The sequence below is a fragment of the Coprococcus sp. AF16-22 genome, from assembly GCF_003461545.1.
Taxonomy (GTDB): Bacteria; Bacillota; Clostridia; order Lachnospirales; family Lachnospiraceae; genus Coprococcus; species Coprococcus aceti.
The window spans coordinates 1-25,191 of sequence record NZ_QTXH01000002.1; the positions used below are offsets into that span (position 1 = coordinate 1).

Consider the following 25,191-nt stretch of genomic DNA (forward strand, 5'->3'; position numbering starts at 1 on the left):
TTATATATATTTATATATATCGATGCCCTCGACCATATACAATCATATATGTACCTTCTATAACGGTAGGTCTCCGTCTCCCCTACTTGAATCTCAAATCTTTCGGTTTGCCCTCACAAGTCCATTCACCTGCACTCCCATCGCTGCAATCACACCACCTGCAACTCTCTGAACATGTTATATGCCGCTACTCCTCTTGATCAACGGTTTATCTTATATCTGTAACCATAATGCGCTTTCCTAGTAAATTTGTCAAGAATAATTTTTCAAGTTTTTGCTATATTTTCACTCGTTTTTTACTGTTTCCCGCATATTTGCTGGACTTTTTCCACTTATCATTTATTTTATACTTTCTTAATTATTTCCTGATTGACTACACCCCCCAACTGAAATATCCTATACATTAGACTTGAGGACGGAGGGGCATGTACCTCCATCCCCACGATTAACGATAAAGTTTTCAGCGGATTTTATAAAGTTATCAACATTAAGGAGTAGTTATGAACACAAGTACAATTTCTTCAAATTCTGAAGAGAGAATGGGCACGGCGCCGATATTTAAACTTATGCTCTCCATGGGCATTCCAACATTTGTGGCGCAGCTCATCAATCTCTTATACAACATAGTGGACAGAATATACATAGGACATATCCCGGAGGTAGGCGCAGCATCCCTCACCGGGATCGGACTGTGTCTCCCGATCATCACCCTTGTAAGTGCATTCAGCGTGTTTGTGGGTGCTGGCGGCTCACCTCTGGCATCCATCGCTCTCGGCAAAGGCGACAGGGACAAGGCACAGCGCATCCTGTCAAATGGCGTAACCCTGCTCATCATATTTACAGTTATTGTTATGGCTGTCATCTACTTATTGAAGAAACCTCTTCTGTATTTCTTCGGAGCAAGTGACGCCACCTATCCGCATGCCGATGATTATCTGAGTATCTACCTTATAGGCACGATATTTGTCATGATCACCACCGGACTGAACACATTTATCACTGCCCAGGGACAGTCAAAGACCGCCATGTTTTCTGTGCTCATAGGAGCCATATTCAACATCATCCTCGATCCGATATTCATATTTGCACTTAACCTCGGCATCAAGGGTGCCGCCATAGCAACCATCATATCTCAGGCGATAAGCGCGGCATGGGTTATCAGATTTCTGACATCCGACAAGGCTAGTCTTCGCATATCAGCGCAGATGATGCGCCCACAGGGCAAACTGATCCTGTCAATTGCAGCCCTCGGAGTGTCCCCATTTATCATGCAGGTCACAGAGAGCCTTATCACAATCATTTTCACACACGGACTTCAAAAGTACGGCGATGACCTGTATGTAGGTTCATTTACCATACTTCAGAGCATCATGCAGATGATCTTCATTCCTATGAGCGGCTTTTCACAGGGCGTACAGCCTATCATCAGCTACAACTACGGCAAGGGCAACGTAGCCAGAGTGAAGAAGACCTGCACCATACTGATAACCATGTCCATAGTCGTGTCATTTGTCCTGGCTGGGGCCGCATTCCTGTTTCCGTCCGTGGCAGCCGGAATATTTACCTCGGATGAATCCCTCAAAGCACTCTGTGCAAAGGTTCTTCCGATATACATATTCGGAATGATGTTCTTTGGCATACAGAACGGATGTCAGCAGTCCTTCATATCCATGGGACAGGCAGGCAAATCCCTTATATTTGCACTGCTGAGAAAGGTCATACTGATAATCCCACTCGCGATCATCCTGCCATACTGCACGCACTCAGTCATGAGTATTTACTACGCCGAGCCTATCAGCGACATAGTGTCCGCATTCTCATGCGGCGCAACATTCATGCTGACATTTAAGTCAATGATGAAAGGTGCAGGGAAGAAGTAACCCTCCTCATTTTCCTTCTCAGCAACACCATGCCCACCACGCACGACACGATCTCCGTGATCGGGAATGCCCACCATATCAGTGATACATCCGCCTGACCGCCTCTGACCAGAGCCGCAAATGCTCCGGCAAGCGGCAGGATGATTATCAACTGTCTGAGCAGCGATATCACAAGCGATTCCACACCGCCTTCAAGGGCCTGATATATTCCCTGAAATGCAACATTTACCCCGGCAAATACGAAACTTAGGGAGATTATCCTCATGGCGTCTATAAAATACACTCTGGACTGTCCCGCATTAAAAAGTCCGGCAAATGCAGCTGGAAACAGCTCTGTCACAGCCATTCCAAACACCATCAGCACTATTGTGTAGATTATTCCATACTTAATCGCATCATTTATCCTCTTTCTGTCATCCATTCCATAGCTGTATGCCGTGATCGGGGTGATCGCATCCCTGAGTCCAAATGCGAGAAACAGCACAAACTGCTGAACCTTGTAGAACAGACCATATGCAGTCTGCGCCGACTGGTTAAACTTGAGAATGAGATTCAGCGCGTATACCATGATGGACATAAGTGCCTGGGCTATGATGGCCGGGAGTCCTATGGCATATATTCCCCGGATGATTCTCCAGTCAGGCTTCATGTATGCACATCCATGTTCAAATTCCTTATTAAGTCTCAGATGGAACACGCACAGCAGAACCGCAGACGCTATCTGACCTATAATAGTCGCATAGGCGGCTCCTCTGACTCCCATCTCAGGAAATGGTCCCACTCCGTATATGAGAAGCGGATCAAGTATGATGTTTATGACAGCTCCCATCACCTGACCTATCGTTGAATACATGGATCTGCCAGTTGCCTGAAGCAGCTTCTCAAACAACGAGAAGAATATTATTCCAAATGAATACACACAGCATATTCTTAGATAATCCACAGCCATCTCTGTGACCTGCGTGTCCATAGTCTGTGAGACTATATAAGTCCTCACTCCCAATATTCCAAATAACAAACACACCACATATATTACAGCACCGAGAAACAGACTGTTGCCAGCCACCTTGGCAGCTCTTTCCTTATCACCCTGACCAAGGGTTCTGGCAATAAACGCATTTGTGCCGACTCCCGTGCCTATGCCCAGAGCAACCATGAGCATCTGCACCGGAAATACCAGCGTGAGGGCATTTAACGCAGCCTCACTTCCCACCTTCATATTTCCCACAAATGCGCTGTCTACGATGTTGTACACCGCCTGAAGCGCCATGGAAAGAATCATAGGAATACCCATCTGGATCATCAGCTTTCCAACTGGCATATCTTTCATCTTATTTCTCTCTCTGTTTTCCTCTTTGTTCTTATCTATTTCTTCCACTCTTCAAACTCCTTTCCCTGAACAAAAAAAGCAGATACCGCCTAAGTTAGTTGGACTTACGCTGAATAGCTACACACTAGAAAATTATTATATATACACATAAAAAGCGAGTGACAAAACTGGATTTACGCAATCTTTGCCACTCGCTTTCGATGTGTATTATACTTTTTGTTTTTGAAAAAGTAAAGTTGTAAAATTTATAATGGACTGAACATGTTATCCAGAATATCCTGATAATTTCTGTCACCAAGTGTCTCTATAGCTATTATCATCGTATACTTTCCGTCATCTGATCTTACTATTACATTTGTCAGAGAGTACTCAGTTCCAGACATATCAGCCGTTGCTGTACATATGTAGTGCTCTTCGCCAAATACTGTACACTTGGAATAATCAGTCTCAATATTGCTTGCTTCAGCGCCAATTCTACTTGCTGTAGATGTAATAACAGTATCCATCTGAGCAACAGTTGCCTTTGCTACTGTATTCTCATCAGCCCACACATCATAACCGTAATTTCCACCACCCTTAGGGGACTTTATTTTGAGCAGAATATAGTGTGTACCATCATTTGCACAGAATGCATAATCGTTTCCTACCGTAAAGCTATTGTCCAGATTATCCAATGCCCTCTGTACAGTCTCATCGCTATTGGAATCCTCCACAACCTCAGAGATATCGGTGGCAGTCAGTAATGAACCTCTTGTCTGAATTCCATAGCTTCCTTCAAGGTTGATCTTAAATCCAAAATACGAATTCTCATAACCATTCTTGGTGTATACACCTACTATTGAAGGATCAGCTTCTGCCTCTTCACTGTCCTCTGTATCTTCCTCTGTGTCCTCCTCATCAATGGCGACCGAACTGTCCTCAGTATCATCTGCAGTGTCCTGTGTTTCAGTATCCTGCTCCTCTGTTGCTGCTTCTGTCTCAGCTTCAGTTGTAGCCTTAGTTACAGAATTGTCATTGCCCCCACAGCCTGTCAGCATCAATCCCATCATCATTGCAGCCACTACAATATAACTTGTTCCCTTTTTCATATTGTTCATTTCCTCCTAAATGTATAAAATTAGCAACATCTCTATTATAAGGTAACTATTATATTATGCAAGATATTTATGATTGCAAACTATACAAACCTGACGGCTGTCCACTATAGCTATGAACTTTTCTTTATTATATACGTCCACCATATACAGGAAAACCACTGCTCGCTCCATAGCTCTCGATCTTCTTGAAATTCTTAAGAGCCTCCATATCCTCTGCACTTATCTCGAAATCGACCTCTGTATTGCTCTTCATGTGCTCTGGATTGGCCGTCTTTGGCAGTGAAATTGTTCCGAGCTGGATAGTATATCTGATGCAGAGCTGTGGAACAGTCACACCATACTTGTCCGCCATAGCCTTGATCTCAGGCTGATTGAGTATCTCACCATGTGCGATAGGTGAATAAGCCTCAACAAGTATATCGTTCTTCTGACAGTAATCCACCAGTTCTATCGGAGTATTGCTGATGTGAAGAAGTATCTGGTTGACCATAGGCTTGATCTCAGCAGTCTCCATAAGGCTCTCGATATCACCGATCTGGAAATTGGATATACCAATAGCCTTGAGCTTGCCTTCCTTGTATGCCTCCTCAAGTGCTCTCCATGCTGCTCTGTTGCCCTCCACGTATCTGTCATCGCTCTGATTTACCTTTACCCAAGGCTGTGGGCTGTGAATGATCATCATATCGAGATAGTCAAGTCCCATCTTCTCAAGCGTTCCATCGATTCCCGCCTTGGCCTCCTCATATGTCTTGTGCTCAGCCGCAACCTTTGAGACTACGAACAGTTCTTCTCTTGGAATACCACAGGTTCTAACTCCTTCGCCTACTCCGCGCTCATTGCCGTATGCCTGTGCAGTGTCAATATGTCTGTAACCTATCTTTACGGCCTCCCTCACGGCATCTGCTACCTTGTCATCGTCGATGAACCATGTTCCAAGTCCAAGCTTTGGAATTGCTACTCCATTGTTAAGTGTGTAAGTTTCTTTTAACATTTTTATATCCTCCTGTTTCTTTTTATTTCAATTTCAAATTATTTCCAGCTATGTTTATTACATCTGTTCAGTTACTTATCTGACACATTACTGTCCAAGGCCGAGCCCGCTTATCCAGTCGGCCACATCCTGCTGTGTCACACCCGACGAGAATCTCTGACCATCCTTCCAGTCTCCGCTTCCTGCCTCAGAAGCCAGATCATCTGCACTGCTTCCCAGTCCTGAGCTCGCCGATGTGCAGAACGGATATACAGTCTTGCCAGTGAAGTCATTTGCCTTGACAAATGAATCTACCGGCCATGCAGACGTTCCCCACCATATAGGATAACCTACAAATACCGTATCATACGATTCCCAGCCAGGAACTTCAGTGGTGGTAAGCTCCACATCCCTGAGGCTTTCGTCATTGTGTTCCTTTGATACCCTGCTGCTGTCATCATTGTAGTTCAGATCATCCGATGTATACTCCTGGGCCGGGGTGATCTCAAATATATCTGCTCCTGTCTCTGCCGCTATATATTCTGCAGCATCTTTTGTATTTCCAGTTGCTGAAAAATAGATCACCAGAGTCTTACCTGTCTCTGTGTCCTCCTGTCTGTTTTAACTACCATATTTTCGAAAAACGTCAGGAACTGTTTCTCTGACATATCTAATAATACTCTTTGGAGTTCACTTCAAGGCAAGGACTTTTTTTGTATTCTTGATTTTTCTATCGTCTGCTCATTTTTGCTGTATTTTCACTCCACAAATCAAGCACCATATATTTTGTATCTTTTTCCTTCTGAATCACCCATTTTAGGAAAATATTATCTCCTTTTCCATATAAAAAGGCCCGAAAGACACAAAATCTGTAAATTTGTATCTTTCGAGCCAATTTCAATCTTATTTGCGAAAATATTGTATCTTTTCTGTTGTAATCTGCCTGATGGAAACAATTTTGAGATAATTTTCTTCCACCGGATTTCAGCCAATCTTTATGATAAAGTCATATCTCCATCCTTAACCCAGCCGAGTTTTCTCACCACCATGTTGATGAGCGGGCAGAGAACTGCAGGAAGTACAAATGAGATTAGGATCAGACCAACCCAGTCCATAGCTGTGACCGCTGTCTTGCTTCCCGCCTCGATATCATTCATCCAGCCTGTGTATACTCCGATCTGTCCAACCAGACCACATGTACCCATACCTGATGATACAGGAGTTCCATTCATCTGAAGCTTGAACAGACATGTTGCAAGAGGACCTGTGATCGCAGAGGTAACTATAGGTGCGATCCAGATTCTCGGATTCTTGATGATGTTACCCATCTGGAGCATTGATGTTCCGATTCCTTGTGAAACAAGGCCACCCCATTTATTCTCTCTGAATGACATAACTGCAAATCCAACCATCTGCGCACAACATCCCGCCACAGCAGCACCGCCGGCCAGACCTGTAAGTCCGAATGCCGCACATATCGCAGCGGATGATATCGGAAGTGTAAGTGCCACACCGACGAGAACTGATACCGCAATACCCATCCAGAACGGCTGAAGGTTTGTAGCCAGCATGATGAGATCTCCGACCTTCATGGCTATGGCACCGAGTGTAGGTGCAAGAAGTGCAGACACAGCCACACCACTTCCGATGGTAACCAGAGGTGTCACCAGTATGTCAATCTTTGTCTCCTTTGAGACAACCTTTCCAAGTTCAGTTGCAATAACTGCAATAAAATAAACTGCCAGCGGGCCTCCTGCGCCGCCCAAGGCATTTGCCGCAAATCCAACTGTTATCAGTGAGAACAATACGAGCTGTGGTGCCTTAAGAGCATATCCTATAGCCACCGCCATCGCAGGTCCTGCCATAGCAGATGCGAGACCTCCAACTGTATAATCTGTTCCATTCACGGTCGCAACAACCGCTTTAAGAAATCCTACACCAAACTGATTGCCAAGTGTGTTCAATATAGTTCCGATCAGCAGAGTACAGAACAATCCCTGTGCCATGGCACCCAGGGCATCTATTCCGTATCTCTTGACACTGAACACAATGTCCTTCTTCTTCAAGAATCCTTTTACCTTTTCCATCATTCTTCTCCTTATTGAAATTATATTGCTGTCAATTACTTCAATTTCTCAAGTATACCCAGTGTATACTTCCATGTTCTCTGCACACTGGCTACATCCATAGACTCTCTGCTTGTATGGATATTCTTCATATCCGGGCCAAATGATACGCAGTCCAGACCAGGCAGCTTACCGGCAAAAAGACCACACTCCACTCCGGCGTGAATCGCCTGTATAACAGGCTTTCTTCCATACTGCTCTTCAAACACATCCACCATAATATCTCTGAGAGGAGAATCATGTCTGTACTCCCATGCAGGATAATCCCCCTGCACATCCAGACTTCCACCAGCCGAGACAGATACACATCGGAGCTGATCTATCAGATTTTCCTTTTCAGACTGTACACTGCTTCTTACTGAAAAGCTTGCTGTGACCTCATCCTCAGTTGTCTTCAATATTCCAAGATTCAGCGATGTCTGCACAAGCCCTTCTATATCATTGCTCATCTTCTGAATTCCATTTGGCATCATCATAAGACTCCTGATAACTATATCCGATGACTTTTCTGTCATAACTCTGTTGATCATGGTTCTACCATACATATCGTTCTGCACATCATCCGCGTTATTATATGAACCCAGATCATCTGACAGATCCGTTTCTACTTTCACTACAAGCTCTGGATCAGTATTTCCCAATTCATGCCTCAGAATCTTCTCATTCTTTTCCGCAGATTTTACAAAATTATCCACATCCTCCGGATCAATACCCACATATGCCTCCGCCTTGTTAGGTATTGCATTGTCCTTAAGACCGCCCTTTATAGATATCAGTCTGTATGGAACATCCCTTCCTATATTATATAGAAGTCTTGCAAGCTGCTTGTCGGCATTTGCCCTCTGTTTTATGATCTCCACGCCGGAATGTCCACCGGTAAGACCCTCTACAATAATTTTCACAACTGAATGATCATCTTCTGCATTCTCATATTCAACCGGAATATGGCACGTAGCACACGCACCTCCGGCACATGACACCAGCAGATACCCCTCATCCTCAGAATCCAGATTGAGCATGATCCGTGACTTAAGTGGACTACAGTCAATCGCCGCAGCTCCCAGCATTCCTATCTCCTCATCAACCGTAAATACACACTCAATCGGTGGATGTGGTATATCATCGGCATCCAGTATAGCCAGTGCAAATGCCACAGCTATCCCGTCATCTCCGCCAAGGGTGGTTCCATCAGCGGATATCACTCCGTCCTCAAGCACTAGTCTCAGTCCGTCCCGCTCAAAATCAATATCACAGTCAACATCTTTCTCACAGACCATATCCATATGTCCCTGTAGCATGACAGGGGCACTGTCCTCATACCCGGCAGTTCCGTCCTTGAATATGATCACATTGTTGCTCTCATCCTGTATATATCTCAGATTTTTGTCTATGGCAAACTTCACCAGATAATCACTTATCTTCTTTGTATCCGACGATCCGTGTGGAATCCCGCATATCTCCTCAAAGAAACGAAAAACTCCATATGGCTCGATATTTGATAAAACTCCCATGCTATATTCTCCTTTTTATAGTATTTTTCATGCCCAATTACTCTATTAGAATACTTTCTATCAGGTATTTCATTTCAACTCTACAATCCGTATACTATCATGTCTCTGATTATATATTTGACACCCGTCAATTTCAACTCACCTCTCAAATTTCATAGTACCTGCCTTCATTGACTTTGTAACCTCTTAATGATATATATTAATCAAATGCGTAACTTAGCATACAACACAGATTGCACAGACATCCATGTGCAGTAGATTGGAGAGTATCATGTCAGAGAATTGTACACACAACTGCAGTACCTGTGGTCAGAGCTGTTCCAGCAGAACAGAACCACAGAGTCTTATCATAGAGCCACATCCAGATTCACATATAAAACATATTATTGCCGTGGTCAGCGGCAAAGGAGGAGTCGGCAAATCCTCAGTAACCTGTCAGCTCGCCGTTCTCATGCAGCGCATGGGTTACAAGACAGCCATACTTGACGCAGATATCACAGGACCTTCTATTCCAAAGGCATTTGGCGTACATAAGACACCAGAGGCAGAAGGAGATTTCCTGTATCCCGATGAGACGGAAACAGGAATCAAGATCATGTCTGTGAATCTTCTTCTGGACGACGAGACAACACCTGTCCTCTGGAGAGGACCTATCATAGCGGGAACAGTCAAGCAGTTCTACTCAGACATCATCTGGGGAGACATAGACTATATGTTCATCGACTGTCCTCCTGGAACCGGCGACGTGCCACTTACCATATTCCAGTCCATCCCTATAGATGGAGTTGTGGTAGTTACCACCCCTCAGGATCTCGTATCTGTCATCGTTGGAAAGGCTGTTCACATGGCAGACAGCATGAATATCCCTGTCATTGGTATGATAGAGAATATGTCATATTTCATTTGTCCTGACTGCAATAACAAGCACTATATATTTGGCAAGAGCCAGCTTGAGCAGGTCATAAGAGACCTGTATATAGGCCACGCGATCCGTCTGCCTATCAATCCTTCCCTTGCGGGGCTTATGGATAGGGGTGAGATAGAGCACATAGAAGCAAATGCTGATCTTCAGGAATTTGCTGATCTCATAAGCACATTTGACCCTGACAAATACTAATTCACCTGTCAGTTAATAACAATTATCATCTATTTTGGAGGTAAATAATATGGATATCCGGCACATCCTGAACAACTGCATATTGTGTCCAAGAAAATGCGGTGTAGACCGTACATCCGGTCACACAGGTGCCTGCCATATGACAGACACAGTCAGGGTGAGCCGTGCAGCGCTACACATGTGGGAAGAGCCATGTATATCCGGAGAGAACGGTTCAGGTGCCGTATTCTTCTCCGGATGTGCACTTGGATGCTGCTTCTGCCAGAATAAAGCCATATCCGGAGGCAAGGCTGGCAAGAATATATCCATATCAAGGCTGTGCAACATTTTCTTTGAGCTTCAGGATAAGGGTGCCAACAACATCAATCTTGTCACACCGGATCACTATATACCACAGATCATATCAGCTATAGACATGGCGAGATCAAGGAACTTCAAGCTTCCATTTGTATATAACTGCAGTGGTTATGAAACGGCCGAGATGATACAGCTACTTGATGGCTATATAGACGTGTATCTTCCTGATTTCAAATTCATGTCACCGGATCTGTCCGCAAAATACAGTAATGCTCCAGACTATCCTGAACATGCCAAAGCCTCCATATCTGAGATGGTCAGACAATGCGGAGGAGACCAGACCCGCTTTGATGACGACGGAATTATGCAGAGAGGTGTTATCGTCCGTCATCTGCAGCTTCCTGATCATCTGGATGATTCCAAGTCAATAATCACATATCTATATAACACATACAAAGATTCAATATATATAAGCATCATGAACCAGTACACCCCTATGCCGGGAATTGAGAATAGATTTCCAGAGCTTGGCAGAACTATAACTCCTTCTGAATACGATGAGCTTGTGGATTATGCCATTGATATCGGCGTTGAAAATGGATTTATACAGGAGGGTGAGACAGCAAAAGAGAGCTTCATTCCAGCATTCGATAACGAAGGCGTGTAACCCACACATCTTCAAATAAGGAAATAAATAAAAGGCCATGGATTTTTGCACAAAAAAATGGACCAGCCACAACATATTGCAGTCAATCCATCTTGTAGTGGGCCGCCGGGGGCTCGAACCCCGCACACCCTGATTAAGAGTCAGGTGCTCTACCAAATGAGCTAGCGGCCCGTATTTATTTATTATGTTCGTCACAACAGAGTAGATTATATATCAGTTCTGAGAATAATGCAAGTGTTTTTCTCATTTTTTTCAACTTTTCTGACATCCAGCAAATGATTTCAAACTGAGTGACAAAAAAATGGACCAGCCACAATTATATTGCAGTCAATCCACCTTGTAGTGGGCCGCCGGGGGCTCGAACCCCGCACACCCTGATTAAGAGTCAGGTGCTCTACCAAATGAGCTAGCGGCCCGTATTTATCATGTTGTGTTCGTCACAACAGATTAGAGTATACATTAGTTCTTTTTATAATGCAAGTGTTTTTTTCAACTTTTTTCATTTTTATTTGTTCGGTATTACTCTGCTCCTATCCCATACCAAAATTACCAGTTATATATATTGTTTGAATATCATTTTCGCCTATGTTATTATTATAAGGTATGACTTTTTCAATAAAAAGAAGATTTTTACAATAAATAAATGGAGATTACTATGAGACTGAGAAATGTAAAAGGATCAAGAGAGACTATCGCAGCAAATGACTATGTAGTGCACAATGAAACAGGCATGAAGGGGCATTGGCATGAGTTATTTGACAACGATAACCCTATACATATTGAGATAGGCATGGGCAAGGGACAGTTTATCATGGAGCTTGCAAGACGCAATCCTGATATCAATTACATAGGCATAGAGAAGTATTCAAGTGTCCTGGTGCGTGCCCTTGAGAAAAGAGAGCTTGAACCTGAGATGACGAATCTCTACTTTATAAGAATGGATGCCGAATATATAACTGACGTATTCGATACAAATGAAGTAGATAGAATATATCTCAATTTCTCGGACCCATGGCCAAAGGACAGGCATGCCAAGAGACGTCTCACATCTACACATTTTCTTGGTCTGTATGATCAGCTCCTCGCCCCTGAGGGAAGAGTTATATTTAAGACTGATAACAGAGGACTCTTTGATTTCTCTCTGGAACAGGTTCCCGAGGCAGGATGGATCCTTGAGAACTACACATATGACCTTCACAATTCAGAATACAACGAAGGCAACATCATGACCGAGTATGAGACCAAATTCTCAGCAATGGGAACACCTATCAACAGACTCGTCGCATACAGAGAAAAGAAATAAACGTTGATTTTGCATTTGTTGACACACAGTTTTTGGTATACTACAATGAAGATTACAGCAAATTTATGGAAAGGAGTTTCATCATGGATACATCTTCTATAGAAAGTCTCAAATTGGTGCGCAAGACCAATCAGGATCTGTTGAATTTCTTCAATGATTCATATATCAGCAAGCTTGAGCAGGTTCAGTCACTCAAAACTGAAGATTTTGAACTCAAGGCAAAGATAGACCAGCTTATAAAGACATTAGATGTATACTCCTTCAAGACAAGCACTGGTCACAATGTATTTTCACCATTCTCAGTAGACACCACCTCACAGCAGGAAAAGGCTACTCAGATAGAGCTTCAGTTAAAGGAGCTTCAGGATATGCAGCAGACTCTTCATCTTCAGATCAAAGAGGACGAAGAAGAAACCGCATTGCTTAAGAAGCGTATAACTGATCTATCCACCTCCAACAGACATATAGATGATCTTCTGACGGAGGTGACTGAGGAAGTATCTACTATTAATAATGAAGATACAACAGAAACTGACGGACCAGATACTGATTCCCTGACAGCAGCGGATCACGGAAAAAATATCCTCAGATTGTACCAATATGAGAAAAAACAGCTTGCGGACAGGATTCAATCTGACATCACAGATGTTCTTGACTCCAATTCACACAAGTTGGATGTACTGTCCTGGCTTATAAGATCAGATATCAACAGAGCTAAGGTCACACTCGAAGAGCTCACCTCATCAACGGCAAAACTTGCCGACCATGTAGATGAACTTGCCAATTCTCTCTCTGGAGAATCAGACAGCGAAGAGCCTGTATGGAATCATCTTGAGAAACTTTTCCAGGGTTACAAGGATGAACATCCTGAATGTGGCATATCATACGACATCAACTGTGCTGATTATGCCATGAATATTCCAAGTATTGTAGCCACATATCTTTTATCAATAACTAAAGATATTATGGACAACATATTTGTTCATTCAAATGCCAACAAGGTCTCAATCAAGATATATCTGAGCAGTAAGCTCATAGATGTATATATCAACGACAATGGCGTGGGTATAGACAACAATTATGATACCAACAGTCCATGGTACAGCAGTCTCCACAGAATCAAGGAGATCATATATCTGTTAAATGGAACTCTGAAGATCGATGGAGATTCAAAAACCGGAACAAATGTAAGATTTACTATTCCACTTGAATAATAACGTATCTGTTGAAAGACATATATTACTTAATTTACAGGTTGGATATCTTAAAGTAACAAGGTGTTATATTGTGTATATGTTGTTTTATCAACACATATATATTTCGAATAAAATAAACATAAAAGGAACATTATCATGAAAGAAAAAATTGCACAGCTTATCTCAAATAACGTAGAAGGAATCGAAATGTCAGATATCATTGCTTCAATCGAGATTCCACCACGCCCTGATATGGGTGATTTTGCATTTCCTTGCTTCAGACTGGCAAAGGTGCTCAGAAAAGCCCCAAATATGATTGCAGCCGATATAAAGGAAGCCATAGGAGATGTAGATTTCATCGAGAAGATCGATGTAGCAGGTGCATACCTGAACTTCTATATCAAGAAAGATGTATTTGTAAAGACAATGATAGAGGCAGCCAACACAGATAACTTCGGCAAATCCGATATAGGCAAGGGACAGACCATATGTATTGACTACTCATCTCCTAACGTTGCAAAGAATTTCCACGTTGGCCATCTCAGAACTACAATAATCGGTAACTCTCTTTACAAGATTCATTCCAAGCTTGGATACAATGTTGTAAGAATAAATCACCTTGGCGATTGGGGCACACAGTTTGGTAAGCTTATCGTAGCTTACAAGGCATGGGGTTCAAAGGAAGCTGTTGAGAAGGATGGAATCTCAGAGCTCATGAAGCTGTATGTGAAGTTCCATGAAGAGGCTGACAAGAATCCAGAGCTTGTTGACGAGGCAAGAGCATGGTTCAACAAGATGGAAAATGGAGACGAGGAAGCACTCAGCATATGGCAGTGGTTCAAGGATATAAGTCTTGTTGAATACAAGAGAACATACAACCTCCTCGGAATGGATTTCGACTACTATCTTGGAGAGAGTTTCTATAGAGACAAGTGCCAGGCTGTTGTGGACAAGGTTAAGGCTGCCGGTCTTCTGAAGGAGAGCGAAGGTGCAATGATCGTTGATCTCTCAGATTACGATATGGCTCCATGTATCATAACCAAGAAAGACGGAAGCTCAATATACGCAACAAGAGATCTTGCTGCTATATTCTATAGAAAAGACACATATCACTTCTCAAAGTGCTTATATGTAACCGGTCAGGAGCAGAAACTTCATTTTGCACAGGTATTCAAGGTAGTTGAGCTTCTTGGAAACGAATGGGCAAAGGATCAGCTTGTTCACATTCCTTATGGTCTTGTAAGTCTTGAGGGAGCAAAGCTTTCTACCAGAAGCGGTAATATCATATACGCAGAGGATATTCTGAAGGATGCCATTGCAAAGAGTCTTGAGATAATCACCGAAAAGAGCCCAAATCTTCCAAACAAGGAGGATGTAGCCAAGAAAGTTGGTGTTGGTGCTGTTCTTTTCAATGACTTATATAACCAGAGAATCAAGGATGTATCATTTAGCTGGGATAAGGTTCTCAACTTTGACGGTGAGACAGGTCCTTATGTTCAGTATACACATGCAAGATGCTGCAGCGTTGTAAGACTTGCTGAGTCATTCGATCCATCAAAACCGGTTAACTACAATCTCATTACAGAGCAGGATGCCATAGAGTTATTAAAAGAGATCAACAGATTCCCATCTGTGATCAAGGATGCTGCTGATAAGTATGAGCCATCTGTTGTAGCAAGATATGCAGTTGATGTTGCTCAGGCATTTAACAAGTTCTATAACTCAACAAGAATCAATGTAGATGATGTTGAGCTCAAGAATGCAAGAGTTATGATCACATATCTCACTAAGAATACAATATCTGAGGCACTTAACCTCCTTGGAATCGAAGCTCCAGAGGCAATGTAATCAGTGCTTCTTCTATATTAATATATGACCATATAACCTGGTTAAAGAAAAAGAGAATGTTTCACGTGAAACATTCTCTTTTTCTCATATATCTCCAGGAATCATTTTAAATTATATTGTCATAGATATTATTGTTTTTGATACTTTTCTCTAAATAATATTACTCATGATATTTCTGTTCTGAATATTATCTTCTAAACACTATCTTCCAGACATCATTGTTTCGAAATTATTATCCTAGATAATTTTGTTCTGAATATCTTTACTTCAGGTATTTTTTCTTATATCAGAATATTTTTAGGTATTCTTCTCTTGTTTTTCTAAGTTTTACAGTTCTCTTTGTGAAGAAATTGTTTATTAAAATAACAAAATCATATTTCTAACCATATTACGTATTATATAATCTCTTCTGTTCTATTCCTTTATATACTTCTATATTCTACATTGCGTTTTTATGAATACAGAATCTTTAAAGCTGTTAAATACTAAATTATATGGTGATTTAAATAATTTCAATAAATAGATCCTTTGTATATTTAATTTTGCTTTAATATTATATATATTTGAATGTTTCACGTGAAACTTTATGATAAACGTATTTCAACTCAAACTTCAGATATCGCTTACATTTGTTTTCTACACTTATAAATCTTTTACATCTTGTTTGTCGTTTTTGCTACCTTATTATTCATTTACATTATAACAAAGTATTATACAACTCAATTACCACTCCATGAACTACTTTTCTGATTTATTTGATAATATTCATGTTTCACGTGAAACATTTTCATCATTACATATAATATTTATATATCTAAGTAATCCACATATAATAATTGTACTTTCTTGTCTATTATTCTGATTTTTTTCAAAGAATTTACAGAACTTTCAAGCATAGTCAATACTTTACTTACCTTTTTAACCATTAATTCAATTATAAAATGTTTCACGTGAAACTTTACCCATATAACGAATACAAAACATGCACCCACTATTTATCAGATTTTACACAGTTTAATTGCCACTTTGTATACGATATTATCCATTCATTAGATAATAGAATGTTTCACGTGAAACATTTTATTAAACATCATATTTTTTCTGTATTTTGTAGAATTAGCACTTTATAAGTGCTATAATAGACAAGCACTATTTATAACATAAAATATCATCATATTTTATCTATATTAAATAAGCAAACAACAATGTTTCACGTGAAACATTCTTTTTTTGAATGAAAAGGAGACAAAATGGGCAGAATTATAGCGATTGCTAACCAGAAAGGTGGCGTTGGCAAGACAACAACAGCCATAAACCTTGCCGCATGTCTGGCAGCAAAGGGTAAAAAAGTTCTGGCCGTTGATATGGATCCACAGGGTAATATGACAAGTGGATTAGGTGTAGACAGGGATTCTCTTGAATACACAGTCTATGATATGTTGAGAAATGAGTGCAACATAGGAGAATGTATGCTCATAAACGTATATCCTGGTCTTAATCTCATTCCTGCCAACAGAGAACTGGCAGGTGCTGAGGTTGAATTTGTCGGAATGGAGGATATGCAGCACATTCTTAAGACACATATCAAGAAGGTAAAGAACAAATTTGATTACGTTATCATTGATTGTCCTCCTGCACTTGGAATGCTTACTGTAAATGCTCTTACAGCAGCAAATACGGTACTTGTACCTATTCAATGTGAATTTTTCGCACTGGATGGTCTCTCACAGTTGGTATACACTATTGAACTGATAAGAAAAAATCTGAACAGACTTCTTACTATAGAAGGTGTTGTATTTACAATGTTTGACTCAAGAACCAATTTATCAGTTCAGGTTGTTGAAAATGTAAAAGAAAACCTCAAACAGCACATATACAACACAGTTATACCGAGAAATGTCAGACTTGCTGAAGCGCCAAGTTACGGAATGCCAATAATTGAGTATGATCCAAGATCAGCCGGAGCTGAGCATTATATGATGTTGGCAGATGAAGTTATAGAAAATGACTACTATAGATAATGGAGGGCTAATATGGCACAGAAAAAAGGTTTAGGAAGAGGTTTGAACGACCTTTTAGGCACTTCAGAGGCTTCAAAGCCGTCCCGAAGTAGAAATAATCAGCAAAACTCCTCTGAAAACACAAGTAAAGAGGTAAAAACAGTAACCAAAGAGGTTGTGAAGGAAGTTGTAAAAGAGGTTGAACAGAAGATTAAGATCAATCTCATTGAGCCAAATAAGTCACAGCCAAGAAAGCAATTTGATGAAGAAGCATTACAGGAATTATCTGATTCCATTAAGAAATATGGTGTTCTTGAGCCTCTGATTGTCACTAAAAAAGGCGATTATTATGAGATAATTGCAGGTGAAAGACGTTGGAGAGCTGCCAGAATGGCAGGAATAAAGGAAGTTCCTGTAGTTATACGTGATTATACTGACAAAGAAATAATGGAGATTTCTCTTATAGAAAATATTCAGAGAGAAGATCTGAATCCAATTGAAGAAGCTGAGGCTTACGAAGCTCTTATATCGGAATATAATCTCAAGCAGGAAGAAGTTGCAGAGAGAGTATCAAAAAGCAGATCAACCATAACCAATTCTCTCCGACTTCTGAAGCTTTGCGAGGATGTAAGACAGATGGTCATGTATAATATGATATCAACAGGACATGCCAGAGCACTTATTCCTATAGAAGATCCTAAATTACAGTACGAAACGGCTGCAATTGTATACGATCAGAAGCTCAGTGTTAGAGAAACAGAGGCATATGTAAAGGCAATTCTGGAGAAAAAGCCGGAAAAAGAGGAAAAACAGAAGCCTCAAAAGGATTTATCCGTCTTCTATTCTGATATAGAGAACAAATTAAAGTCAATTTTAGGTGCAAAGATAGCTATCAAGGCATCTAATAACGACAAAGGCAAAATTGAGATAAACTACTATTCTCAGGACGAGCTTGACCGAATAACAGAGATGCTTTACTCAATCAATAAAGAAATGATGTAGTAACCATCTGCATCATACATATGCACAATCAAGGAAGGACAATATTATAATGGAAAGTTCCATATTACAAAAAATAGGTATTGATCCTGCCTACATACTAATTGGTATGCTGGTTCTCATAATAGCCTTGTTTGTACTATTATTCATATTGATGGGCAATATTAAAAATAGAAACAAACAGATAAAAAGGCTGTTGAGCGGAACTCAGGCAGGTGATCTTGAAGATATTATCATGAAAAGATTCGCTGAGATGGATGCTGTAAAAAACAATTCCAAGCGACTCACAAAGGAACATAAGGAAATACAGAGTCATCTTTCAGCATGTGTCAGTAAAATTGGTCTTGTAAAGTATAATGCATTTGAAGGAATGGGTGGTAATCTAAGTTTTGCACTTGCTCTTCTGGATACAGAGAACAATGGTGTCGTACTCAACTGTATGCATACCAGAGAAGGCTGTTTTAACTATGCAAAAGAGATCATAGGTGGTGAAGCATATGTTGCACTGTCAGAAGAGGAAAAAGAGGCTATTGAACGAGCTAAAACCCTCGAGGATGAAATAGCTGAAAACAAACTAAAATAACCATATTTCAAAAAAATATTATACAAAACATGCAACGTACAAATGTGTATGAAACGCATAAAATAGAAAAGCGTATAAAGCACAAAAGTATATAAAATACAAAAGCGTATAAAACAAAAAAGCGTATAAAACGTAAAATCGCTAAAACGATAAGAACAAGATTTATAAAATAAACAAGGAAAAAAAAAGAAACAAAAACATGGAAATATATTATGTAGCTACATTATTATAATATATTTTCAAATAAATTTATATATTTAATAGGAGGATATCATGATTGATATTAAATTCTTAAGAGAAAACCCAGACATAGTAAAACAGAATATAAAGAATAAATTCCAGAATGACAAACTTCCACTTGTCGATGAAGTAATAGAGCTTGACAAACAGGCTCGTGCTGCTCAGCAGGAAGCTGATACACTCAGAGCAAACAAGAATGCAATAGCAAAGCAGATCGGTGCTCTTATGGCTCAGGGAAAGAAGGAAGAGGCTGAGGAAGTTAAGAAGCAGGTTGCTGAGACATCAGCAAGACTCAAGGAGCTTGAAGCTTTAGAGCCTGAGCTCAAGGAGAAGGTTAAGAAGATCATGATGATAATTCCTAACATCATTGATCCATCAGTTCCTATAGGAAAGGATGACTCAGAGAATGTAGAGGTTCAGAAGTATGGTGAGCCTGTTGTTCCTGACTTTGAGATTCCTTATCATGCAGATATCATGGAGGCACTTGGAGGAATTGACCTCGATTCAGCAAGAAAAGTTGCAGGAAACGGCTTCTACTATCTCATGGGCGACATAGCAAGACTTCACTCTGCTATTATCTCATACGCAAGAGATTTCATGATAGACAGAGGATTCACATATTGTATTCCACCTTTCATGATCAGAAGCAACGTTGTCACAGGTGTTATGAGCTTTGCTGAGATGGATGCCATGATGTATAAGATTGAGGGTGAGGATCTGTATCTCATCGGAACTTCAGAGCACTCAATGATCGGTAAGTTCATCGACACTATAATTCCTGAGGATGAGCTTCCAAAGACTCTTACAAGCTACTCACCTTGCTTCAGAAAAGAGAAGGGTGCTCACGGAATTGAGGAGAGAGGTGTATACAGAATCCATCAGTTTGAGAAGCAGGAAATGATCGTTGTATGTAAGCCTGAGGACAGCAAGATGTGGTTTGACAAGCTGTGGCAGAACACAGTTGATCTCTTCAGATCAATGGATATCCCTGTAAGAACACTTGAGTGTTGTTCTGGAGATCTTGCAGATCTCAAGGTTAAGTCTGTAGATGTTGAGGCATGGTCACCTCGTCAGAAGAAATACTTCGAGGTTGGAAGCTGTTCAAACCTTGGCGATGCACAGGCAAGAAGACTTCAGATCAGAGTAAAGGGTGAGGATGGCAAGAAGTATCTCGCTCATACACTCAACAATACAGTTGTTGCTCCACCAAGAATGCTTATCGCTTTCCTTGAGAACAATCTCCAGGCTGACGGAAGAGTCAGAATTCCAGAGAAGCTTCGTCCATACATGGGTGGAAAAGAGTATCTTGAGAAGACAGGAAAGTAATAATATAAACAAAAACATACAACAAGGGAGGTGTCGGAATGCATAGTTTTCTTCCATCTATAGGCTTTACTAACATAAAAAACAGACAGCAGCTTGAACCTATATACAGGCAGATTCTTGAATCGCCTGACAGGAAATTTATATCAACTATAAGTGCTGACACCTGTCTTGTACAATTCAGCAAAGACTTTGGGGAGAGATTTGGAATATCGCTTGTAGGTGAAATGTCAAAGGATGGCTCAATATCCATTGAGTATTATTTTCCTTACGTCACATCAAAGCTTTTGACCGATGACGAAAATATATACGTTGAGAAATATTCTGACAAGAGAGCATATGCCGGTGTTAGCAGTGATTTCAGTCTTGGAATGACTCTTATTTTCTTCATAACCAACATAGCAGACTATGAAAAATCATTGTGGATGAACAGATCAAACAAGTACTTTTCAAAGGCGTATTTTTCCGGTCTGTCAGTAAATGGTATGATTATTCTTGATGTGGATGATCACAGTGATAAAAATACATCCTACGGCAATGCAAAGAGAAGTAAACTCATCGAGGCTGCAAAGAAGGGTGATCCGGACGCAATAGAAAGTCTTACTCTTGAAGATATGGACACCTATAACACCATTGGAAGAAGGACTCACAAAGAGGATGTTCTGTCCATAGTGAAATCAAGCTTCATGCCTGTCGGTATTGAGACTGATCACTACGCAGTTATAGGAACTATCACATCATATATCGAGACAACCAACAGCTATACAAATGAATCGATATATCTGATTGATGTAGAAAGCAATGATCTGACATTTACCGTAGCGATCAACAAAAACCATCTTCTGGGTGAACCTGCTCCGGGAAGAAGATTCAAGGGTGATGTGTGGCTTCAGGGGCATATAGTTAATCCTTGACTATAAACTCTATAAATGTTACACTTATAATTGATGTGCATCTGTAGCTCAGCAGGATAGAGCGTCCGCCTCCTAAGCGGAAGGTCGTGGGTTCGAATCCCGTCAGGTGCACTATTTTTCACTAATAAATTTTCTAAAGGGACATGACTATGAATTATATTGTTATGGATCTTGAATGGAATCAAAGCTACAATGGGCATATGGGTGAACATCCACGTATGCCTTTTGAAATTATAGAGATTGGTGCCGTTAAGGTAGATAAGAATCTCAACATCATTGACGAATACTCAAGTCTTATCAAACCAAAAATTTATAAGAAATTACATTCAAAGATCAGAACAATTCTGAACTATGATGAGGATGACCTGAGTCTCGGAAGAGGATTCAAGGAAGTCTGTTCAGAATTTCTTGACTGGTGTGGAAAAGATTACATATTCTGCACATGGGGACCTATGGACCTCACAGAGCTTCAGACTAATATGGACTTTTATTATATGGACAAGCTTCCTAGGCCACTTAAGTTTCTGAATCTCCAAAGTATATATGCAAGCGTTACGAATACCTCAGGAATACCTCAGAGTATGAGTAAACTTGAAAAAGCGGTCAGTGAGATGAATATTCCGGAAAATGAACCATTTCACACAGCTCTCAACGATGCAAGATACACCGCACTTGTTATGAAAGAGATGAAAGCCAAGAATATAAATCAGCTTTACAGCTTTGATCTCTATATAACACCTAAGAATAAAGAAGAAGAGATTGAAGTATCTCATAATAACCAGTACGAATATATCTCAAGGGGTTTCAGAAATAAACATGCAGCACTGGACGATGAAAAAGTAACTCAGATTCGTTGTTACAAATGCAGCAAGAAGGTCAAGACACATATTGACTGGTTTGCAAATAGTCCATCATCGTACATGTGTGTTGGAAAATGCTGGATGCATGGTTATTTTTGTGGCAAGATAAAATTCAAATCTGTAAACAATAACTATTATGTTCACAAGACAATAAAACCTATCGACAAACAGGGTATAGAGGCAATTAAACAAAAACAGGAAGATATTCGTGAAAAAAGAAAAGAAAAAAGACATATGAAATCTTCAAACTAAAAAATAAAACAGCCATTTGAGGCTGTTTTATTTTTTTATGCTATTGGCTTTTTAGCAGCTCCCGCTTTTCTCGGGTACTTGTTGTCTGTATTTGCAATCTTCTTTACAAACACAAAGCTTCTCTGGTTATTGGTCTCCGGTATATTCGTATTAAATATGTTCTCGACCTGTCCCCCAAGAATCCTGATTGCTTTCTTTCCATCCCGCATCTCTTCCGGCAAAGCATTTGACTTATAAGATACAAAATATCCACCCGGCTTGACAAATGGAATACACCATTCCGACAGAGTTGCAAGATTGGCAACTGCCCTGGATACAGCCAGATCATATTTTTCTCTATGCATCTCATCTCTGCCTCCATCCTCTGCTCTTGAATGAACAGTGTGGATATCCTGCAGTCCAAGTTCATCTATAACTTCATCGAGGAACTTTAATCTCTTATTCAACGAATCCATAAGTGTTATATTCAGCTCTGGAAAAGCAATCTTCAGAGGAATTCCCGGAAATCCTGCACCTGTACCAACATCTATAACGTCAATATTCTCATGAAGATCTTTATACTTTGAAAGAAGCAGACTGTCAGCAAAATGCTTTATTATTACATCTTCCTTTTCAGTTATGGCTGTAAGATTCATTACCTTATTCCACTCAACCAGAATATCATAATATTTTGAAAATTGTTCTATCTGCTTATCACTCAATTCCAGACCAAACTGTTTTGTTATGGAATTTAATCTGTCCATATTGTTCTCCTTCAACAAATTATTCTGAATAACTTCTATACCAGTTTAGTCTCTACCCTTCATCTTGAGATACACCAGCAATACTGATATATCAGCCGGAGAAACTCCTGATATTCTTGACGCCTGTCCAATATTTTCAGGTCTGATGAGAGACAGCTTCTGTCTGGCCTCGATTCTGAGATTTGATATATCATTATAGTCAATATCTGCCGGCAGCTTTTTCTTCTCCAGCTTCTTAAACTGATTTACCTGCTGATTCTGTCTGTCTATATATCCCTGATATTTTATGGTTATATTTATCTGTTCTATAACATCATCCGGAAGTTTGGTTCTTCCCTCATCTATTGGATCAATCGCCTCATATGACAGTTCCGGTCTTCTTATAAGTTCTGCAAGAGATGCAGCAGTCTTAAGTCCTGTACTTCCAAGATCATCAAGGAACTTCTGTATGGTTGAATTTGCTCCAACCATGGTGCTCTCAAGTCTCTGTATCTCATCCATTATCTGTTGTCTCTTCTTTGTAAATGCAGCATATCTCTTGTCATCTATAAGACCGATCTCATGTCCGATCTCCGTGAGTCTCAGATCAGCGTTATCCTGTCTGAGAAGAAGTCTGTACTCAGCTCTGGATGTCATCATTCTGTATGGCTCCGATGTCTCTTTTGTGACAAGATCATCTATAAGAACTCCTATATATGCCTGTGATCTGTCAAGAACCACCGCTTCCTTGCCCTGTACTTTTCTGGCAGCATTGATTCCTGCCATTATACCCTGGGCTGCAGCCTCCTCATATCCTGAACTTCCATTTATCTGGCCGGCACCAAAAAGTCCTGATACACTCTTAAACTCCAGAGAAGGTTTTAAGTTAATGGCATTTATACAATCATACTCGATGGCATAAGCATTCCTTATTATCTTTGCATTCTCCAGTCCCTTCATGCTGTGTATCATCTCATACTGAACATCCTCAGGAAGAGAGCTGCTCATTCCACCCATATACATCTCATTCGTATATTCACCCTCAGGCTCAATAAATATCTGATGTCTGGTCTTATCAGGGAATTTCGTAACCTTATCCTCAATAGAAGGGCAGTATCTTGGTCCTGTACCCTCGATCACGCCTGAAAACAGAGGTGATCTGTCTATATTATCTCTGATTATCTCATGTGTCTTCTCATTTGTGTAACAGAGCCAGCATGATATTTGATCACGTCTTATATCCGCCTCAGTATTTGTAAATGAGAATGGAACTATCTTCTCATCGCCCTTCTGTTCCTCCATCTGAGAAAAATCTATCGTTCTTTTATCCAGTCTGGCAGGGGTTCCCGTCTTGAATCTTCTTATCTCTATCCCTGCATTCTTCATGGAATCTGACAAATAATTAGCTGCCATAAGTCCATTAGGTCCGGTGTGATATACGACATCTCCGTATATACATCTAGCCTTGAGGTATGTTCCTGTACACAAAACCACAGCCTTTGCAAAATAAGTTGCTCCTGAATATGTCTTTACACCCTTAACCACATTATCCTCGATGATAATTTCCGACACCTCTGCCTGTCTCAATGTGAGATTATCTGTATTCTCAAGGGTGTGCTTCATGGTTCTGGAATAATTTGCCTTGTCTGCCTGGGCACGAAGAGAGTGAACCGCCGGACCCTTAGACGCATTAAGCATCTTTGACTGAATATACGTCTTGTCTATATTCTTGCCCATCTCTCCGCCAAGTGCATCTATTTCCCTTACCAGATGTCCCTTAGAGCTTCCTCCTACATTCGGATTACATGGCATCATGGCCACACTGTCCATACTCACCGTAAAAATAATAGTATTCAGACCAAGTCTTGCACTTGCAAGAGCTGCCTCACATCCTGCATGTCCTGCCCCCACAACTACCACATCATATTCTTCATTCAAAACAGGCATACAAATGTC

At 40.6% G+C, this 25,191-nt stretch carries 20 protein-coding genes and 3 tRNA genes; 13 read left to right on the forward strand and 10 right to left on the reverse strand.

Translation table 11 applies throughout. From position 1 onward, the window contains the following. The first annotated feature begins 500 nt into the window (after positions 1-500). Positions 501-1,880, forward strand: coding sequence for an MATE family efflux transporter (locus tag DWW60_RS02740; protein ID WP_117874329.1), 1,380 nt, complete (start codon positions 501-503; stop codon positions 1,878-1,880). Here DWW60_RS02740 and DWW60_RS02745 read toward each other — a convergent pair. The 6 genes from DWW60_RS02745 to DWW60_RS02770 form a co-directional block, all read right to left on the reverse strand. Then, positions 1,846-3,210, reverse strand: a complete 1,365-nt coding sequence (locus DWW60_RS02745) for an MATE family efflux transporter (RefSeq protein ID WP_117874450.1) — start codon at positions 3,208-3,210, stop codon at positions 1,846-1,848. The two genes, DWW60_RS02740 and DWW60_RS02745, sit on opposite strands and share 35 nt — an antisense overlap. Positions 3,211-3,455: 245 nt before the next feature. Further along, complete coding sequence (locus tag DWW60_RS02750; protein WP_022217400.1) at positions 3,456-4,298, reverse strand: hypothetical protein; 843 nt, start codon at positions 4,296-4,298, stop codon at positions 3,456-3,458. A 136-nt stretch (positions 4,299-4,434) separates the two neighbouring features. After that, complete coding sequence (locus tag DWW60_RS02755; protein WP_015534418.1) at positions 4,435-5,298, reverse strand: aldo/keto reductase; 864 nt, start codon at positions 5,296-5,298, stop codon at positions 4,435-4,437. A gap of 87 nt (positions 5,299-5,385) precedes the next feature. Continuing rightward, entirely contained in the window at positions 5,386-5,862 is a 477-nt protein-coding gene (locus DWW60_RS02760) for a flavodoxin (protein ID WP_243002904.1), read from the reverse strand. 410 nt (positions 5,863-6,272) lie between these two features. Continuing rightward, positions 6,273-7,364 (reverse strand): PTS transporter subunit IIC, encoded by a 1,092-nt coding sequence (locus DWW60_RS02765; protein ID WP_055272015.1) that lies wholly within the window; start codon positions 7,362-7,364, stop codon positions 6,273-6,275. A 35-nt stretch (positions 7,365-7,399) separates the two neighbouring features. After that, positions 7,400-8,914, reverse strand: coding sequence for an aminoacyl-histidine dipeptidase (locus DWW60_RS02770; protein ID WP_117874331.1), 1,515 nt, complete (start codon positions 8,912-8,914; stop codon positions 7,400-7,402). Between the two features lie 271 nt (positions 8,915-9,185). Between DWW60_RS02770 and DWW60_RS02775 the strand changes: the two genes are divergently transcribed. Both DWW60_RS02775 and DWW60_RS02780 read left to right on the forward strand, forming a co-directional pair. Then, positions 9,186-10,031 carry an Mrp/NBP35 family ATP-binding protein gene (locus tag DWW60_RS02775; protein WP_117874332.1) on the forward strand — a complete coding sequence of 282 codons (846 nt, stop codon included), beginning with the start codon at positions 9,186-9,188 and terminating at the stop codon, positions 10,029-10,031. Between the two features lie 49 nt (positions 10,032-10,080). Next, positions 10,081-10,995, forward strand: a complete 915-nt coding sequence (locus tag DWW60_RS02780; RefSeq protein ID WP_117874333.1) for a radical SAM protein — start codon at positions 10,081-10,083, stop codon at positions 10,993-10,995. Between the two features lie 98 nt (positions 10,996-11,093). Here DWW60_RS02780 and DWW60_RS02785 read toward each other — a convergent pair. Together DWW60_RS02785 and DWW60_RS02790 are read right to left on the reverse strand one after the other, a co-directional pair. Then, positions 11,094-11,166 (reverse strand) — tRNA-Lys (locus tag DWW60_RS02785). Positions 11,167-11,338: 172 nt separating this feature from the next. Further along, positions 11,339-11,411 (reverse strand) — tRNA-Lys (locus DWW60_RS02790). Positions 11,412-11,650: 239 nt separating this feature from the next. Here DWW60_RS02790 and trmB point away from each other — a divergent pair. From trmB to DWW60_RS02840, 10 genes are all read left to right on the forward strand, one after another. Beyond that, positions 11,651-12,298 carry a tRNA (guanosine(46)-N7)-methyltransferase TrmB gene (gene trmB / locus DWW60_RS02795; RefSeq protein ID WP_015534422.1) on the forward strand — a complete coding sequence of 216 codons (648 nt, stop codon included), beginning with the start codon at positions 11,651-11,653 and terminating at the stop codon, positions 12,296-12,298. A gap of 83 nt (positions 12,299-12,381) precedes the next feature. Further along, on the forward strand, positions 12,382-13,512 hold the full coding sequence (locus DWW60_RS02800; protein WP_117874334.1) for a sensor histidine kinase: 1,131 nt from the start codon (positions 12,382-12,384) through the stop codon (positions 13,510-13,512). 138 nt (positions 13,513-13,650) lie between these two features. Continuing rightward, positions 13,651-15,342, forward strand: a complete 1,692-nt coding sequence (argS, locus tag DWW60_RS02805) for an arginine--tRNA ligase (RefSeq protein WP_117874335.1) — start codon at positions 13,651-13,653, stop codon at positions 15,340-15,342. A gap of 1,250 nt (positions 15,343-16,592) precedes the next feature. Continuing rightward, entirely contained in the window at positions 16,593-17,363 is a 771-nt protein-coding gene (locus DWW60_RS02810; RefSeq protein ID WP_022217394.1) for a ParA family protein, read from the forward strand. Between the two features lie 12 nt (positions 17,364-17,375). Continuing rightward, entirely contained in the window at positions 17,376-18,344 is a 969-nt protein-coding gene (locus tag DWW60_RS02815) for a ParB/RepB/Spo0J family partition protein (RefSeq protein ID WP_022217393.1), read from the forward strand. Between the two features lie 49 nt (positions 18,345-18,393). Then, positions 18,394-18,924: a DUF4446 family protein gene (locus DWW60_RS02820; protein WP_022217392.1), complete on the forward strand. Its 531-nt coding sequence runs from the start codon at positions 18,394-18,396 to the stop codon at positions 18,922-18,924. Between the two features lie 273 nt (positions 18,925-19,197). Continuing rightward, positions 19,198-20,490 carry a serine--tRNA ligase gene (gene serS / locus DWW60_RS02825; protein ID WP_117874336.1) on the forward strand — a complete coding sequence of 431 codons (1,293 nt, stop codon included), beginning with the start codon at positions 19,198-19,200 and terminating at the stop codon, positions 20,488-20,490. A 38-nt stretch (positions 20,491-20,528) separates the two neighbouring features. Then, positions 20,529-21,401: a DUF3881 family protein gene (locus DWW60_RS02830; RefSeq protein ID WP_015534425.1), complete on the forward strand. Its 873-nt coding sequence runs from the start codon at positions 20,529-20,531 to the stop codon at positions 21,399-21,401. 37 nt (positions 21,402-21,438) lie between these two features. Continuing rightward, positions 21,439-21,512 (forward strand) — tRNA-Arg (locus tag DWW60_RS02835). Between the two features lie 38 nt (positions 21,513-21,550). Then, on the forward strand, positions 21,551-22,513 hold the full coding sequence (locus tag DWW60_RS02840; RefSeq protein WP_022217390.1) for a 3'-5' exonuclease: 963 nt from the start codon (positions 21,551-21,553) through the stop codon (positions 22,511-22,513). 35 nt (positions 22,514-22,548) lie between these two features. Here the strand turns inward: DWW60_RS02840 and rsmG are convergent, their stop codons facing one another. Both rsmG and mnmG read right to left on the reverse strand, forming a co-directional pair. Continuing rightward, positions 22,549-23,256, reverse strand: a complete 708-nt coding sequence (gene rsmG / locus DWW60_RS02845) for a 16S rRNA (guanine(527)-N(7))-methyltransferase RsmG (protein WP_015534426.1) — start codon at positions 23,254-23,256, stop codon at positions 22,549-22,551. A 45-nt stretch (positions 23,257-23,301) separates the two neighbouring features. Continuing rightward, a complete protein-coding gene (gene mnmG, locus DWW60_RS02850) occupies positions 23,302-25,182 on the reverse strand; it encodes a tRNA uridine-5-carboxymethylaminomethyl(34) synthesis enzyme MnmG (protein WP_117874337.1) in 1,881 nt (626 codons plus the stop codon). Positions 25,183-25,191: the final 9 nt, after the last annotated feature.

What these genes read in the sequence shown, in the direction of transcription:
- DWW60_RS02755 (WP_015534418.1), bottom strand. Translation starts at nt 5,298, where the DNA reads ATGTTAAAAGAAACTTACACACTTAACAATGGAGTAGCAATTCCAAAG.
- DWW60_RS02820 (WP_022217392.1), top strand. Translation starts at nt 18,394, where the DNA reads ATGGAAAGTTCCATATTACAAAAAATAGGTATTGATCCTGCCTACATA.
- serS (WP_117874336.1), top strand. Translation starts at nt 19,198, where the DNA reads ATGATTGATATTAAATTCTTAAGAGAAAACCCAGACATAGTAAAACAG.
- DWW60_RS02800 (WP_117874334.1), top strand. Translation starts at nt 12,382, where the DNA reads ATGGATACATCTTCTATAGAAAGTCTCAAATTGGTGCGCAAGACCAAT.
- DWW60_RS02750 (WP_022217400.1), bottom strand. Translation starts at nt 4,298, where the DNA reads ATGAAAAAGGGAACAAGTTATATTGTAGTGGCTGCAATGATGATGGGA.
- DWW60_RS02815 (WP_022217393.1), top strand. Translation starts at nt 17,376, where the DNA reads ATGGCACAGAAAAAAGGTTTAGGAAGAGGTTTGAACGACCTTTTAGGC.
- DWW60_RS02745 (WP_117874450.1), bottom strand. Translation starts at nt 3,210, where the DNA reads ATGAAAGATATGCCAGTTGGAAAGCTGATGATCCAGATGGGTATTCCT.
- DWW60_RS02780 (WP_117874333.1), top strand. Translation starts at nt 10,081, where the DNA reads ATGGATATCCGGCACATCCTGAACAACTGCATATTGTGTCCAAGAAAA.
- rsmG (WP_015534426.1), bottom strand. Translation starts at nt 23,256, where the DNA reads ATGGACAGATTAAATTCCATAACAAAACAGTTTGGTCTGGAATTGAGT.
- DWW60_RS02810 (WP_022217394.1), top strand. Translation starts at nt 16,593, where the DNA reads ATGGGCAGAATTATAGCGATTGCTAACCAGAAAGGTGGCGTTGGCAAG.
- DWW60_RS02830 (WP_015534425.1), top strand. Translation starts at nt 20,529, where the DNA reads ATGCATAGTTTTCTTCCATCTATAGGCTTTACTAACATAAAAAACAGA.
- argS (WP_117874335.1), top strand. Translation starts at nt 13,651, where the DNA reads ATGAAAGAAAAAATTGCACAGCTTATCTCAAATAACGTAGAAGGAATC.
- mnmG (WP_117874337.1), bottom strand. Translation starts at nt 25,182, where the DNA reads ATGCCTGTTTTGAATGAAGAATATGATGTGGTAGTTGTGGGGGCAGGA.
- DWW60_RS02770 (WP_117874331.1), bottom strand. Translation starts at nt 8,914, where the DNA reads ATGGGAGTTTTATCAAATATCGAGCCATATGGAGTTTTTCGTTTCTTT.
- DWW60_RS02765 (WP_055272015.1), bottom strand. Translation starts at nt 7,364, where the DNA reads ATGGAAAAGGTAAAAGGATTCTTGAAGAAGAAGGACATTGTGTTCAGT.
- DWW60_RS02775 (WP_117874332.1), top strand. Translation starts at nt 9,186, where the DNA reads ATGTCAGAGAATTGTACACACAACTGCAGTACCTGTGGTCAGAGCTGT.
- DWW60_RS02740 (WP_117874329.1), top strand. Translation starts at nt 501, where the DNA reads ATGAACACAAGTACAATTTCTTCAAATTCTGAAGAGAGAATGGGCACG.
- DWW60_RS02840 (WP_022217390.1), top strand. Translation starts at nt 21,551, where the DNA reads ATGAATTATATTGTTATGGATCTTGAATGGAATCAAAGCTACAATGGG.
- trmB (WP_015534422.1), top strand. Translation starts at nt 11,651, where the DNA reads ATGAGACTGAGAAATGTAAAAGGATCAAGAGAGACTATCGCAGCAAAT.